This is a genomic window from Williamwhitmania sp., from assembly GCA_035529935.1.
In the GTDB taxonomy this organism is placed as follows: domain Bacteria; phylum Bacteroidota; class Bacteroidia; order Bacteroidales; family Williamwhitmaniaceae; genus Williamwhitmania.
In genome coordinates this window covers 1-15,803 of sequence record DATKVT010000111.1, presented here as the reverse complement: position 1 = coordinate 15,803, position 15,803 = coordinate 1, and the positions used below count along the sequence as shown (strand labels likewise).

Genomic DNA, 15,803 nt, shown 5'->3' with positions numbered 1-15,803 from the left:
TTTATTGAGTTGTTTGAATTCATATGTATAAATTACGAAATCGGATGAAACGGCTCATTATTATTGTTTTTATAGTTGTATTGGCAATTTGTGCCTTACTGATTACCCTATATCTAAAGTGGGAACGCTTACCCAAGACCGTTTCCAGCATTTATGTGCTCGATAAAACAGTTTCTAGATCTGACTACAATGAACATAAATCGCTATTCTGGATTCTAAATAGCCTTCGTATTGTTAAACCAGACAGCACCTCATACCAGTATAGCAAAGATTATTATGGCTTTTACCCCGTCGATCCAACCAAGGGGACGTTTGATTTTCGAAGTATTCGCATTGCTCAAATCAACCATTTTGCCGATAGTCTCGATTTGGTATACTACGTCGACTGCTATGGGGTTTATTCCGATGACTGGATGGGTAAGCATGAGTCCAATATAGGTCAGAAAATTTATGGTGGCCTAAACCAAAATGACTTTCTGCTGCTGAAGGCAATGAAGGAGAAGGGTAAACCAATTATTGCTGAGTATAACCTATTTTCTAACTTGGGAAGCGGATTGGTAAGAAATAAGGTTGCCAGCCTGTTTGGGTTTACCTATACAGGGTGGATTGGTCGTGCCTATGAAAAATTTGACTCTCTTTCAACGGATGGACCACCCCACTGGCTAATCAACCTCTATCAAAACTCAACTGGAAAACTTTGGCCTAATAGTAAAGGTGGTGTTGTTTTTGTAGGGTCAGATGGAACTGTTTTGTTGCTTTATAAAGGGCAGCAGTTGAAATCGACAACTATCAATGTAATATCTACAGAGGAAGCAGTTCGAACCTTTAAGGTTGATCCGGTAGTTCCTTATGGTCGTTGGTTTGAGATAATTAAGGTCCCGGCCGACTTTAAGGTTTATAGCACCTATTTGCTAGACCTCACTCCTGAGGGAATTTCACTTTTGCAGAGCAATGGAATTCCTGCAGTATTTCCGGCAATGGTTTCTTCAGCTCAGAATGGAACAATTTACTATTTTGCTGGTGACTTTGCCCACACACCATCATACCTGTTTACCTCATACCTATGGGGCTCTAGCACTATTAACCGCTTGTTATCCTACGCACTTCGCCCATCTGGCTATAAGTTTTTCAACAATTATTACCAGCCATTAATCACATCTATTCTTAGCAATTGCTGTGTTAAACCAGATTCAGTTGCAATGCAGCGAAAAAGAAAACTGCTACCTTTGAAGTAAAAATGGAACCGAAGGACGGCTTTTGTATTGTTAATGGTGAAGTAGTCCCTTCCTCTCAACAACATGATTTATTTTCCGAGCATACCGTTGTATATGAGGTTATTCGTATAGTTGGTGGTAGGCCTCTCTTTTTTCGGCAGCATATGCTTCGCTTGGAAAACTCGTGCCGAATTGCCAATGTAGTGCTTGTCTGGAGCTCTTTACAAATTAGGCATGCCATACAAAACCTTGTATTCGCGAATAATGCACAAAATGTCAACCTGAAAATTGAAGTTTTCGTTCATTCCGGTTGTCCTTGCTATCAAATGTTTCTTATTCCAAGTTCTTATCCCGAAGAAGCACTATACAATCATGGAGTTTCGGTAGGATTGCTTCAGGCCGAAAGAGCCAATCCAAATGCAAAAATATTGAACAGACCCTTCGTTAGCCATGCCAATGAATTGATGAAGAAAAACAATTGGTACGAGGTTTTGCTGGTAAATGGAGAAGGGGAGGTCACGGAAGGCAGCCGTTCTAACTTTTTTTTGATAGAAAAAACCTCCATAATCACCCCACCTCTAAAGAGTGTACTTCCCGGTATTACTCGCCAAATGGTTTTAAAAATAGCGTTGGAATTAGGCCTTGAAGTGAAGGAAATATCTGTCCCAGCCGCAGCTCTTTCGAATTATCAGGCTGCTTTCCTTTCTGGAACATCACCAGGAATTTTGCCGATTGCTACAATAGATGACATTGCATATAGCCCGATTAATCCAACTTACCTTAAGCTGAGAGAGGCATATAATCAGTTAGTTTTTGACGACCTAAGTTCATTTACCTATGATGGAATCGAATAATATTTTGAAAGTAGCTGCCATTCAGGCAGATATCTTGTGGGAAAACCTACAAGGCAATCTTGAAAAATATAGCAGGATGCTCGATACATTATCGCCCGATACTGATTTGGTGGTACTTCCGGAAATGTTTACAACGGGTTTTTCCATGGATCCAGAGCGATTAGCCGAAGGAATGGATGGATCAACCGTTGCATGGTTTAAGCAGCAAGCGAAGCAACGGGGCATAGCGTTGACAGGTAGCTTTATTGCTCAAGAGAATGGCAGATACTACAATAGGCTAGTGTTTGTAGAACCTAGCGGAATGCTTCATTTATACGATAAGCGGCATCTATTTCGAGTGGGAGAGGAGCACAACCATTACAGCGCCGGAGCACAGCAGCTTGTGGTAAACTATCGTGGTTGGAGAATTCGACCGTTAATTTGCTATGACCTGCGATTCCCGGTTTGGAGCCGAAGCAGAAATGATTATGATTTGCTTATCTATGTGGCAAACTGGCCAGATAGCCGTCGCGATGTTTGGACCACTTTACTTAAGGCTCGCGCCATTGAGAATCAAGCCTGCCTTGTTGGAGTAAACAGAGTGGGGTCCGATGGTATGGGGCTCACCTATGCTGGCGATTCGGTATTAATGAATGCAAAGGGACAGCCTCTTGACACGTCAATTGGCCGTAAAGATAAGATATTGATGGCGGAATTCTCCATGACTGAATTACTGGCATTCAGATTGAAGTTTCCAGCGTGGCACGATGCTGACGATTTCTCGATAGTCTAAAGCGCAATAAAAATTATCAAATCTTCGATATGGTGCTAACTGCCTAATATCTATCTAATTTTCAACCAAAGTTGGAATATACAACTGTGTCAAAAAATAGTTGTTGTGCTATAATTGGATTATTTTAATAATTTCGAAGCCAGAAACCGCCGTAAAAATGAAGAAGATTAATAACCCATTTAGCAGTAACGACCCTGAAAGCCACAAGTGTTTTGGTTGCTCCCCCTTCAACAAGTCAGGCCTGCATCTTGAGTTCTATGAGGAAGATGAGGATATGATTGCTTTTTGGCTGCCCGAAAAGGTTTTTGAAGGGTATACCGATGTACTGCATGGAGGTATTCAGGCCACCTTGCTCGACGAAATTGCCAGCTGGGTTGTATATGTTAAATGCCAAACATCGGGTGTAACTGCGGAGATAAATATTCGCTACAAAAATCCCGTAATAATTAATGGCTCAGAGGTGAAACTTAAGGCCAGAATCCTTAGTCGGGACCGTCGTTTGGTAACTATTAAGGCTGAGTTGTATAGTAAGGATGACGTGCTTTGCTCTGAGGCAGAAATTCGATATTTTCTTTTCCCACAGCAAATTGCAAAGGAGAAATACTACTATCCGGGAGTTGAAGCTTTCTATATTAACTAGCCAGCGTTACCTAGTGAAACACCCATAAAAATTTGCCCCGAAAAATGTCGGGGCTTTTTTTATGCAACGGTTGTTCAATCTGAAGTTCTACTCTTGATTCTCATTTTTTGACTCCTCCATAGTGATTATTCCATCCTCATCGGTTTGCGTTGAGTCCGGCTCCATCGCTGGTTTGTTAAGCAGCTCCAACGCTAAACCAGTAACCTTGTCAATGGGTTGGGTGTTGTCGTACTCCTCCTGAGTAATCTGTCCGCGGCGCAGCATAAAGTTTTTAACTAACCGGTAGTAATCGCCCACAAATGGCTTTGGATGTCCAGTTGAGTCGAGAAAGTGGGAATATGTTCTTGGGCGAGGGATTACTCCTGCCATAAAGATAGCCTCGCTTAGGTTGAGGTTATTTACGTCTTTGTTGAAGTAAAATTTAGATGCTTCACTGGCACCGTAAATATTCGGCCCCCATTCAATTATATTTAGGTAGGTTTCAAACATCTTCTCCTTTGAAACGAGATGGTTGTTTTCTATGAGCCAAACAATGAGCATCTCTTCCAACTTTCGTGCAATATTCTTATTTTGATTCAGGTATACATTTTTCACTAGCTGCATGCTGATGGTCGAACCGCCTCTGGCAAATTCTCCCTTTTTCAGGTCCTCGGCAAGGGCTCCTTTAAACGCTTCCTCATTAAACCCATGGTGCCAGAAGAACGATCCGTCTTCGGAGGTCAGCACCGCATTTTTAAGGTAGGGCGATATCTGATCAAGTGTTCTGAATTCTGGATTTTCTGGACCAACAGTAAATGTCTTTACCGGAACACCATGGTTATAGGCAGTATACTCAAAACTTGTGTCCATTTTTGAAAGGTTGGCCTGGCCGTATCTTAGAATTCTAAACTTTTGGCTGGTCAAATTCGAAGAGAACGTTAAGCTGTCGGGCTGTGCCATATCTATGTGGGTGTCGAGCCGGAACTTGAGTGTTCCTGAAACCAAAATTCCAGTAAGATTTGTAAAGAGACCTTCTGGAAGCGATGAGAAAAGGTTCTCCGCTGGAAAGTCATCTGTTGAAATCTTAAGGTCAACAACAGGGAACTTGCCGGGTTGATACCGTGCGTAAAGCCTTGCAGCAAGCTTATTGAACCCAAATGAGGAGCTGCTGTCAACCTCAAAGAAGTTTTTCCCAATGGTGAGCAGGCTGCTTCCTTTCATGCTGTCAATCATTACAGTTTCCTGCGCAAGTTTTGGGCTGTTCAGCATTGTTCCGTAAATTTTACCGGAAAGTTTCAGCTTCGCAAGGCTCGATGAAAACTGTTCCCCCTTGAGGCTAAAGTTAAGGGAGTCGAACATGGTAACAAGGTTGTACTTGTGCTCCAGAAACGGCACCGTAAACTTTTTCTTCCCTTCTTTGTAAAGGTCATAGGCAATGGCTGTGTTTTTTCGGCTGGCTGTTCCCTTAAGGTTAAGCGTATCGGCAGCTCCACTTTCATTCACTACAATTTTTGATTGGAATATTCCGTTTTGGGAGATTAGTTCTGGGAGTTTAATGGCAAGTGCATAGCCATTGTGATGGTAGTGCAGGTTAACATTGCTTAGGTAGGTGTCGGCGGTTAGCAGATCGAGCGTGAACCGTAATAACCTTCCGTATCGGCTCGCCAGATTAATGTTTTTTGTAGTATCGGTAACAGCTATTCTTCCCTCTTGCTTTTTGAAAATAAAAAAGTAGTTGCCAGAGGTATCATTTCTTTCGAGGTTGATGTATGCATCCCGAATGTCAATGGTGCTAACAGAGGGCTTTAGCAGCCATAGCTTCAGGTAGGATTGTTCAAGGCCTATTTCTCGCACGGACATGAGCGTATCGTAGCCGTTGGGCTTGAGGAAAAGGTCCTTTACCTGAAGGGTGGAAATTCCGCTAAACTTTATGCTGCTGCAGCCGATGATTACTCCGTAGTGCTGCTGAGCATACCTCGCCGCCCTATTGAAGGCAACATGTAGAACCACATTGCGAAAAATGAAAAATAGCAGCTGAATAGCTATTAACCCAACTACAAGCCACATGGCTATTTTCCGAAGAAGTTTTTTCGTTTTGCTGTTCATTGCTCTACTGTTTTGATGATGCTGAAAATTGGCCACAGGCTGCACTAATGTCGCCACCCCGCGAGGTACGTAGGGTGGTGCCAATACCGAGTGTATTTAGCTGCCGTTGGAAGTCTCGCGCTTGCTTTGCGGTGGGAGATGCAAGCGTAGTACTTTGATGACCATTTAGCGGAATGAGGTTAACATGGCACTTGATGCCAGTGAGTATTTTAGCCAGCTCTAATGCATGGGCTGAGGAATCGTTGATTCCATTTAGTAGGATGTATTCAAAGGAGAGCCTTAGGGTTTTTGGGAGAGATATCGCTCTTGCAAGCGCCAGCGTTTTTTCAATCGGATATTTGTTCTCAATAGGCATAAGCCCCATTCTTTCTTTCGAAAAAGGGGAGTGAAGGCTAATGGCGATGTTGCATAGGCCAAGGCTGAATAGCTCCTCAAGTTGCGCTGGTATTCCAACCGTAGAAACGGTTATGTTTGCTGCACCAAATGCCATTCCCCAGTTTGCCGTAAGTATTTCCAAACTTTTTCTAACATTTTCGAAATTGTCCAGCGGTTCACCCATTCCCATGAACACAATTCGGTTCACATTGCCATATTCAGGCAAGCTTATCAGCTGGTTTAATATCTCTGCTACTGATAGATTTTCGTGGAATCCGATGGTTCCGGTAAGGCAAAATGAACATCCCATTCTACATCCAGCTTGGGTTGAGATGCATAGCGTGTTTCGCTTAGCGCCTGGCATGTAGGCAGCTTCTATGAGGTTGCCTTTTTCGGTTCTAAATAGGTATTTTTTTGTTCCGTCTTCAGAAAACACCTCTTTAATTGGCGGGTGCAAGGAAATGGTGTAGCGTTCGTCCAATATTACTCTGAGTGCTTTGGGTAGTGCCTCCATCTCCATGAAGCTACGCGCACTTTTTCGGTAGAGGTAGTAGGCAAGTTTTCTTGCCTCTTCCACACCATAACCTGCCTTTTCACAAAGTTGGATTAACTCATCAATATTCTGTCCCAGAATACCTGCTTGGCTCATTTACTGAAATTTGTGACAAAAGTAGCTTTTTTCGTGAACGGTATCTGTCACTCAAAATGGTTTAACACATTTTGTAGCTTAGGAAGAAAAAAAAAGCCATCTAAATGATGGCTTTTTTTATGCTAGAAATTCTTTGGTGGGTAGAGGTCATTCCACCATTCCGGCTGGTCTTTCAGATACCTGTCAAACCAAGCAATGATGGTTTTGGTCCACCTAGTTCGGTGGTCAAAATCAATTATGAAGTGGTTCTCATCGTCGAAGTGTACCATCTCCACTGGCTTGCCCAAAATTTTGAGTGCATTAAACATTTGTATGCTTTCTCCCGGAGGCACGTTGGTATCGGCAGAGCCCTGAAGTAGCAGCAATGGGGTCTTTATACGATTGGCCATAAAAAGTGGACTTTGCTTAACGTATAGGTCTGGATTGTTCCAGGGATAGCTGTTGTAGCTGGCAACGGTGGAGTAGGAGTAGCCCCAAAAACCTTCGCCCCAGTAGCTGGCAATATTGCTTATGCCGGCATGGGATATGGCTGCGGTAAACATATCGGTTTGAGTTTGGAGATACATAGTCATGAAGCCGCCGTAAGAAGCGCCTATACAGCCAACTTTTTTAGCGTTGGCGTAGGGGTGGGAGGCCAAAAACTTTTGGGTTCCTTCAATAATATCATCTGCCGTATACTTCCCCCAAGCGTTAACGTGCATGGCTGAAAACTCTTGACCAAAACCGGTAGTTCCTGCAGGCTGGAGAACATAAACTAGGTACCCATTGGCTGCATAGTATTGGAATGGATAGCGCCCTTCCCAGCGTCTTCCCACTGGGCTGGTTCCTCCGTAATAGTATACAATTACAGGATACTTCTTGCTTGAATCGAAGGAGGGTGGATAGTAAACTCTACCTACAATGGTTTCACCTCGTTTATTCTTAAAGTCCCAGCTATCTACCTTTGAGAGCGCAACATCGTTAAGCCATTTATATGGATTGGCTACCAGCTGATTTTGTCCATTGGTGAGGTTTAAAAAGTAGGCCTTAGTTGGGCTATTTGTTCCCTGCGCTGCGTAGGTAGCGTAATTACCTGTTTTGGAGTATGAAATGGACAAAAGGTTATCCTCCTTGGTATCAACCTTGGTGAACTTCTTTGTGCTGGTGTTATACTCATATAGGTCTTGATATTCGCCATCCTCGCATTGGAAATATATGTTTCCGTTGCTTGGATTCCAAAAGCCACTCATGATCATAGGATTGAAGTCTCTGGTGAGGGGCTCTACCGTTTTTGTTTTTAGGTCGAAGATGTATGCTTGAGTGTCGAAGTTGTTGGCTACCTGGCCTTTTTTTACGTTTTCACCAATCTTTCCAAAGGCAGAAGGACCAGCAAGAACAAGCAGCTTATCACCGGAAGGAGAGTAGCTGGCAGAAAGGTCGTAGCGATTGTTCTTTATGATGGTGTCTACCGCCAATGTCTCTAGGTTAATTTGGTAAATGCTGTTGAGCGCGAAGGGTTGCTGAGTGTAGTCGGGCTTGGTTGTTGAAACCAGAATATTCTTTCCGTTGAGGCTCACATCTTCCAATCCAGTGGTCTCATTTCCATAAGTTAAACGTTCAGAAATTCCTGTTTTCGTGTCAAGTTTGTAGAGAAACAAGCGGTCTCTCCAGTTTGGCCACCTGTCTTCAATGCTGTTGAAATATTTATAACCCTCCTCCTTGCTACCGTCCTTTTCGGTTTGGTAGTAGAGAGCATAGCTGTTGTCAGGTGCCCATATAAAATTTTTAGCCTCCTCAATGCCCTGTGCAACCTGAACCTCCTTCATTGTGTTTAGGTCGAGAGTAAAGAGGTTAGTGGTTTTATCGATGGTGGTAGTATAGTAAAGTGTGTTATCTACCGATGTCCAGCCAACAGAACCGAGCTTGCTTTCACGAATGCTCCAAACCAATTTCTTTGAAGGAACCTCTAAAACTTCAATTCTGCTACTGCTCTTTCCTTTTGGACCAAAGGTGGCATAACGAACAATGCCGTATTGCCCAGACGGAGAGATGCTGATGCTGGAAATCTGTTCCGCGCCGATCACGTCGTTGAGAGTTATTGGTCGTTCCGGTAATATTGAAATGGCCACGGCACTGGCGTCAAACTCTTTATTGGGAGTAAGCACTGCCTTTAGAGCAATGGAGTTGGAGTCGGACGGGGTGCTTAGCAGCTTAACCTCTACAAGATATTTTTCTTTTTCAAGCGTTAACGAAGCGTCTACCGGTTTTGACTTATCAGCCTCTTTTTCTGCGGAACTTTTGTCGGCCACCTTTTTCCCGTCAAGGTAAACCTCAACCCTGTTTGGGGTTTGAATGGATAGCTTTCCTTTGAAAAACCTGTTAGGCTCTATGTAAAAAGCAAAGGTGTGGAGTGTAGTACCTACTGTATTTGTTAGGGTAACCCAGCCAGCAGTGTCGGCTTTTAGTGTCTCCCACTTTAGATTTTCTCCAATTGAGGCACCTGCTCTGGGCGTGGACTCATCTGCTTTAAAATCATCAGTTTTAAGGAACATTTGAACCTCAAATGCTTTTCCATCGGTATTCTTTACATCCGAAAATACGGGATTTTTTAGCTCAACTGGCCCCATGTGGAGAAGCTCTGGAACTATAACCTTTTCCTGTGCCATAGTGGTAAGACCAATGGCAGCAAATGAAAGTGCTAGTAGGGTCTTTTTCATTTGTTAATAGTTTTATAGTTAAGGTAAAATGAAACCAACATGCCTCACACCGACTAAGCCTTTGTTGAGTGTATTAATTCAGCTCACAAGATTAGTAATGGGAGAATATGCGGGTATCATTGTATTGTTTAACTGGTTATTCAATAGATGTAAAAAATGCGGAATGGTTTACTTTTCGACCTGCATAAAATTAGGAGCCTGTGGCCATCGAAAGTTAGTCCCAATAAAAAACTCCGCAAAAAGTCTGCGGAGTTTTTTTACTACTTGTTAACTCATCACCGTTTAGAGTGCCTCTGTTTCAACAATTTTTGCAAGTATTTCGGAATATGGAATTAACAGGTAGGTTTTTCCGTCGAGTTCAACCTCGTTACCACTGTATTGCTTGAAAACTACGGTGTCGCCAACGGCTATTTCAGCACCATCAATATTTCCTACGGCAACAACCTTGGCCCATTGAGGTTTTTCCTTTGCCGAATCGGGAATAATAATGCCTGAAGCGGTTCTTAATTCCTCGTTTTTATTGGTAAGATCGAGAATTACATTCTGGTTAACTGGAACTAACTCTTTCATTGTCATGATTATATCTGTTTAAAGTTATTGTTATTGTGCGTTTACGCCAAGGAGTCTACTCAGCTTTGCTTGGTCGAAACCTACCACCCATTCACCATTAATGCGGGTTTGTGGAACACCTCGTTGGCCGGTTGCTCTAACCATCTCTTCACCGGCTGACTGATTTCTTGAAACGTCGATATCGGTAAAGGGTATTCCATTCTTTCTAAGATAGCCTTTGAGGGTGTTGCACCAAGAGCAGGTGGGAGTGGAGTAAACCGTCACACTTTTTTTCTGCTCTCCATTTGCGGTGGCATAGGCTGCGCTCTCAAAAAGAGTTTTAAAGAACCCAACATCGTTGCACCCCTTAACCACGTCCTTTTTTACTCCTTTTTCGAAAACCACCAGTGATGGGGCAGAAGTAATTTCCAGTGCTGGGTGAATATCCGATACCTGTGTGGCATCGGCGGTAAAGACTTTGGTATCTTTCACCATTTTTGCTGCCTCAGCAATGGTGCTGTAGGCGCAATCGCTTACGGCTGTTCCTTTTTTGTAGATAAGCAGGTAGTGCTTATTTAGCCCTTCAGATTGTTGCCTGAAATCGTTGAGTGAATTTACTGTTATCATGGCTCTTGTTGTTTTGTTGTTCGTAACCTAGTTGCGACTATCCTATTTTTTATTTAGTTTTTAAGGCCGTCGTTCATAGCTGTAGTAGCAGAAATAACCTTGAACTATCTTTTCACAATGATTTTTTGGTTACCATTTGCATGAACAGAATGCCTAAAAAGTTACATGTTACCTACGCATTTGACGATTAACTTAATTTGCGAACTGCTCATTAGATGGTTATGTTATCACAATTCGCAGGTTATATTTTGTCGTCGTTTTCTTTTTTAACTATAAATATTATGCCAAGATATATTTATATGCCAATAAATACATATACTATGAATTCATTGCTAAATATGTGCCATTATGACACAATACTACATCTCTAAAGGGGGTTAATTTAGACAAGTTGAGTTTGCCTCATTGATGGCAGATGAAACTTCTTCCTACTTATACCCTGTGCCCATGTTTTTAAAACAATTAATAAGGTTATATATTAGATGAAAATTTACCAAGGTTATCGTATGCGTAATTGGCTATATTCGATAGTGTTAGTATTTACAGTTGGAGGTTGTGGCAATAATTCAATGCCTAAGATGAATCTGTCGGATCCTGCTCTGGAGCAAATATTTCCAGCAAAAGAGATTGGGGGATTAGATAAAATTATTCGTTTTATGGATAGTACTGCGTTTGCAGGATGCAACTGCAACGATATTTCGCAGGCATACACTAATCTGCGATATGCCCCAGAAATATTCAACCAGGTTCAGTTTGACGCACTTATTGCAGATATGAAGCAGGTTGGGTTGTACCAGACATTTTGGACAGTTCGTCAGGTTAATGACAGTGTCAAATCTGTTTACCTAGATTTCAACATGAATGGTAATCTTTTTAAACTCATCGAGCGGCTTAGTAGTGATGATGACGTTGCTCGAGAATACTACGGTTATCTTATGCGTGACATGGATATTTCTCCATCGCTAGAGGTAATGTTCCCCAACGATTTTCCAACAATAGATGTCAAACGACCAGCAATTCGACTCTTAATTGCGTCCCACCTTCTGTTTATGCGTGAATCTGAAAAATTTGCAAAAAAGGAGCCTATTCAATTTCGTATCCAAGATAACAATAGTGACTAGCTTGCATCTTTTTGCTTTTCTATAAAATAGAGAGACCGCCTAAGGGGCGGTCTCTCTTTAATATTGCTACTTAATATCGTTAATTGCCTTTTCAGCGGCTTTTAGGGTTGGTTCTCCCGATATTTCTGAGCCAACGGCTTCCTTCATCCATAGCTGAGGAATTAGTCTACCCTGGCTATAAATCCTAATTATTTCGTCTGCAAAGTTTTTCCCTGCAATTTGTTGCTCAATCTGAAAATCGGCTAAATAGCCAATGGGATAGGCGCTAAGGTATAGTGGACTATCGATCATGTGGCTGTATATGGCTAATATGGTTTCATCCTTGGTACCAAAGATTTCGGCATAGTATTTATTCCAGATATCCTTGGCTATGGCTATGGTTGCCTCCTTCAGCTCGGCAGTCGTTGCTTCAGGGTGGGCATATAGCCATTTCCACACGTTCATATCTACCAGCGAAACACCCATAATTTCATAGCACGACCAAGCATTATCAAGAGCTAGCATATCATTCTTTTCCTTGCCCTGATCCTTAATGCCAAGCAAATCGAGGTCACGCTTCTGGAAGATGAATGCTAAGGCCTCTGTAAGGGCTGTATTTGGAACATGCGACATCATGTAATTATCTACCATATCCATTGTAATGGTTTGCTCCACAGTGTGACCAAACTCATGAACTGCAATGTTATAGCCTTTGTAGTCCATTCCGTTTTTGCCAATTCGAGTGCGGAGAAGTGACACATTTCCAGGCATTTCGGTGCCCCAAGCATGTCCTGCCCCACGAGAGCTCTCAACTAGAACGTTGGAGGCAATAAAGTCAGCCTTTTCCTTAGTAAAGCCAAGTTTCTTTAGAATATTGGGTAAGTCTTTCTGCACGGCGGCCGTATTGGGGTATTTCTTTTCGGTCATTGCGGTTAACTTGGCCTCGTCCATCGAACCCCTCGCTTTGAATCCATCGTACCAAATGTCAAACGGTTGCAATGGTCGGCCAAGGCGTTTGCTGATTAACTTACCCATCTCTTTAATGGTGGGTGATGTGATAAAGTCTATGAATATTTTTTCCACATCGGCCTGTGGAATCTCCATCTGCTGCTCAAAATTGCGTTGTATGTAGGTTGGATAGTCGGGGCTAAATTTGTCGATTGCCTTCATGGCGTGAAAATTGTCGAGCAGCACTTGGTAACGTTTTTCAAGTTCTGGTGTTGGCTCTATGGTTTTTCCATTCAGCATCAAAACATTTGAATAGGGATTCCAGCTGCAGCTGTCCTTATTAATTACCTGTGTGGGAATAGTTTGATCTATGATTCTTTTCATTACCGCGTAAATCAGCTGCTGGTTTTCTAGACCATTCTCCTTATTGGCATACTGCGATTTTAGCTCATCGCGAAGACCCCAATGCGAAATAAGCTTCATATCAGAGGGGAAGGGGCTTTTACCATCCTTGTCGATGAGCTTTCCCATGTAGATGTTGTAGTTGGCAATGTAGGTGTCAGCTGCCGTTAGTTTATCGGATGCATTTTGTTGAACATCGGCTGGCACTCTTGAGGAGAACATATCGCCCATTCTGGCATAGGCCCACTCACGCCTGCTCCATTTGGGTCCAAGTTCAGTTTTTTCCTTTAGGCTATAGAAGGGGAAATTGAGGATAGTAATAAAGGCAATGCGGTTGCTAAAGAAATCGTCGGTGAAGTGGGCTGAAGGATTAAATGCTCCAAAAAGCTCGTCAATGGGGGTAACTGTATCACCCCTGTCGAGCTGCAGTGGACGCTGTAACTCCTTGTTAATTTTAGAATAGTTGCCATTAAGCACTTCAAATCCATGGGATAACTTTGTGAAAAGTTTTTCCCTTGAAGCAGTGTTCCCTTGGTAATTGTTAATGCAGAAGGAGATGAAGTCACTTTCATTACCATCGGTAGTTTGCCAAAGCGCAGCAACTTGTTTAACGCCTTTATCAATAAAGACTTTTTGAGCATCGCCGTTTTTAACTACAAGCGAGTCAATTACTTTTGAAACAACCTTCTGATCCATTGTTTTTGGCGATTGATTTACCTCTTCTTGGTTTGTTCTACAGCTGGAGAGTAGCAGTACAGCTGGCAATAAAATAGGTAATAACTTTTTAATCATTGCTTTACAGTTTAGGTTTTGCCTGACAAGTTAAGCAAATTGATGTTGGGTTGATCAGTATCTCATCATGATTTTTTACCTATTTGTTGCCAAATGTCTTAGCTAATTTCCCTTTAGATTTTGGTGCACAACATAATTCTCTATTTTAAATCCCATACAATACACCATTATACTTGCCGAACCTTCCTGCATGTGTATGTCAATGTAAACTTTAGTCCACTCAACATGCAGAATTATTGCTCATTATATCTGTTGTTTTAATCCATAATTTACTTTAAATTGTGTTTGTCGAATTGCTATTCACTTTCCATTAACTGTTGGGTTAATACGTTGGTATTTAGCAGTCTAATTAATAGGGCAAACGTATGACCACTCCATTAAGTACCGAGGGTAGGAACGAACTTTCGCTTGTGCCTGTCACCACAATGATTTTCAAGCCTGCAATTGGGGAGCTCCAGTATCTCCATTTCTTCATTGAGGAGGAGTTGGGTTATTCGTTGGCACAATTTAAGGATACTGTTCCTTTCTATTTGAGTTTACTGCATCCCGACGATTTGTTGCTACTGAAGGAAAAACAGGAGGAGCTATTAAAGAATCACCTTCAATTTTCTGAATTTTATACTCCATTGAGAATAAGGGCTCTCAATGGTAATTTTGTTCTTTTCCAATTCACGGAAACGTTGATTAGTAGTTCAAATGAAGCGGATACTTTGCTGATTACGCTGCAGAATTTGCAAAAAGCAAGGTACTACGAAAATGCGCTATGGGAGAGCGAGCAGCGCTTTAAGGCTCTTTCGGAGGCATCTTTTGGTGGTATTGGTATACACGATAAAGGTCTTATTATTGAGGCAAATTCACAGCTTTCCATATTGACAGGATACTCACACGAGGAGTTACTAGGAATGAATGGGCTGTTGCTCATTGTGCCTGAATTCCGTGAGCAGGTAATGCAACATATTACAGAAGGTTATGAGCTGCCCTATCAAGTAGTTGGATTGAGAAAGAACGAGTCGAGATATCCACTGCAAATCCAAGGAAGGCAGGTATATTTGGGAGGAAAGATAGTGAGGGTAACGGAGTTTCGAGATGTTAGTCAGCTTGAAATGATGGAACATGCCCTGTCGAGGAGCGAGGAGATGTACCGTGAAATTGTTGAATTTGCCGTCGATGGTTTTTTAATAGGCGACTCTAGGGGAAATATTATTGAAACAAATTCCCGCTTTTTGGAGATAAGCGGACTGGCAAGAGATCAGGTGGTAGGAAGACATATTTCCGATCTTTTTCCTCGGGACATCATAGAGGAGAAGCCGTTTCGGTTCGATTTGTTAAGTGCTGGACACACCGTTGTGCTGGAGCGCTATCTGTTACGTCCTGATGGCACAAAAGTGATTGTTGAAATGCATTCAAAGAAAATGCCCGATGGAAGTTATCAGTCCATAATTCGTGATATTACCGATAGGGTTTACGATAAGGCTCAAATTAGTGAGCGGGAGGAGACATTCCGCCGATTGTATGAGGAGTCTTCCGACCCAATTCTGCTCCTTTCATCAACCTCTATTATAGATTGCAATATTGCCACACTCAAGGTTCTGGGATATAGTAGCAAGGACGATTTAGTTGGGAGGAGTCCGCTTGAAATATCGCCCAAAAGGCAAGATGGAGCTGACTCTACTGTGAAAATGAATAGGATGATTGAGCATGCAATAAAGAATGGGTATGCTCGATTTGAATGGGTACACTACAAGGAGGATGGTAGCGAGTTGCCGGTGGAAATAATGCTTACACCAATTCTAATTCAAGGGAAGACGGTATTTTATGTGGTTTGGCGCGATATTACTGAAAGAAGACGGTATGAAAAGGCACTGAGGGAAAGTGAAGCTCGATTTAGGGTTGTTGCCACAAATATAGAGGCAATCATATTTACGCTGGATAAGGATGGAACCTTTGTTTTATCGGAGGGTAAGGGGCTTGCCAAACTTGGCCTTCATCCAGGTGAGGCTGTTGGCACTAATGCTCTGGATATGTATTCTTCTTTTCCTCAAATAAAGAGGGCAATAGAGGAGAGTTTGGCAGGTAATATTGTTCAGGAGACGTTTAATA

General features: G+C 42.3%; 12 protein-coding genes. 6 read left to right on the top strand and 6 right to left on the bottom strand.

Features of this window, described 5'->3' with window-relative positions; translation table 11 throughout:
• The first annotated feature begins 44 nt into the window (after positions 1 to 44).
• The 4 genes from VMW01_08530 (at position 45) to VMW01_08515 (ending at position 3,480) form a co-directional block, all read left to right on the top strand.
• Entirely contained in the window at positions 45 to 1,235 is a 1,191-nt protein-coding gene (locus VMW01_08530) for a hypothetical protein (protein HUW06295.1), read from the top strand.
• A gap of 2 nt (positions 1,236 to 1,237) precedes the next feature.
• Positions 1,238 to 2,068, top strand: a complete 831-nt coding sequence (locus VMW01_08525) for an aminotransferase class IV (protein ID HUW06294.1) — start codon at positions 1,238 to 1,240, stop codon at positions 2,066 to 2,068.
• Positions 2,052 to 2,840: an amidohydrolase gene (locus tag VMW01_08520; GenBank protein ID HUW06293.1), complete on the top strand. Its 789-nt coding sequence runs from the start codon at positions 2,052 to 2,054 to the stop codon at positions 2,838 to 2,840. The genes VMW01_08525 and VMW01_08520 overlap by 17 nt, the downstream gene beginning before the upstream one ends.
• Positions 2,841 to 2,997: 157 nt before the next feature.
• A complete protein-coding gene (locus VMW01_08515; GenBank protein HUW06292.1) occupies positions 2,998 to 3,480 on the top strand; it encodes a PaaI family thioesterase in 483 nt (160 codons plus the stop codon).
• Between the two features lie 87 nt (positions 3,481 to 3,567).
• Here the strand turns inward: VMW01_08515 and VMW01_08510 are convergent, their stop codons facing one another.
• The 5 genes from VMW01_08510 to VMW01_08490 all read right to left on the bottom strand — a co-directional run bounded on the left by VMW01_08510 (position 3,568) and on the right by VMW01_08490 (position 10,461).
• A complete protein-coding gene (locus tag VMW01_08510) occupies positions 3,568 to 5,565 on the bottom strand; it encodes a biosynthetic peptidoglycan transglycosylase (GenBank protein ID HUW06291.1) in 1,998 nt (665 codons plus the stop codon).
• Between the two features lie 4 nt (positions 5,566 to 5,569).
• The gene (gene rlmN / locus VMW01_08505; protein HUW06290.1) at positions 5,570 to 6,589 is read right to left on the bottom strand and encodes a 23S rRNA (adenine(2503)-C(2))-methyltransferase RlmN; all 1,020 of its coding nucleotides are present in this window, start codon (positions 6,587 to 6,589) and stop codon (positions 5,570 to 5,572) included.
• 122 nt (positions 6,590 to 6,711) lie between these two features.
• Positions 6,712 to 9,285, bottom strand: coding sequence for a S9 family peptidase (locus VMW01_08500; GenBank protein ID HUW06289.1), 2,574 nt, complete (start codon positions 9,283 to 9,285; stop codon positions 6,712 to 6,714).
• A gap of 282 nt (positions 9,286 to 9,567) precedes the next feature.
• A complete protein-coding gene (locus VMW01_08495) occupies positions 9,568 to 9,861 on the bottom strand; it encodes a co-chaperone GroES (GenBank protein HUW06288.1) in 294 nt (97 codons plus the stop codon).
• Between the two features lie 24 nt (positions 9,862 to 9,885).
• Positions 9,886 to 10,461: a glutaredoxin domain-containing protein gene (locus VMW01_08490; GenBank protein HUW06287.1), complete on the bottom strand. Its 576-nt coding sequence runs from the start codon at positions 10,459 to 10,461 to the stop codon at positions 9,886 to 9,888.
• A gap of 482 nt (positions 10,462 to 10,943) precedes the next feature.
• Between VMW01_08490 and VMW01_08485 the strand changes: the two genes are divergently transcribed.
• Positions 10,944 to 11,582, top strand: a complete 639-nt coding sequence (locus VMW01_08485; protein HUW06286.1) for a hypothetical protein — start codon at positions 10,944 to 10,946, stop codon at positions 11,580 to 11,582.
• Positions 11,583 to 11,648: 66 nt separating this feature from the next.
• Here VMW01_08485 and VMW01_08480 read toward each other — a convergent pair whose 3' ends face one another.
• On the bottom strand, positions 11,649 to 13,703 hold the full coding sequence (locus VMW01_08480) for a hypothetical protein (protein HUW06285.1): 2,055 nt from the start codon (positions 13,701 to 13,703) through the stop codon (positions 11,649 to 11,651).
• A 365-nt stretch (positions 13,704 to 14,068) separates the two neighbouring features.
• On the opposite strand from VMW01_08480, the gene VMW01_08475 reads away from it, so the two are divergent.
• On the top strand, positions 14,069 to 15,803 hold a 1,735-nt coding region (locus tag VMW01_08475; GenBank protein HUW06284.1), incomplete at its 3' end, for a PAS domain S-box protein.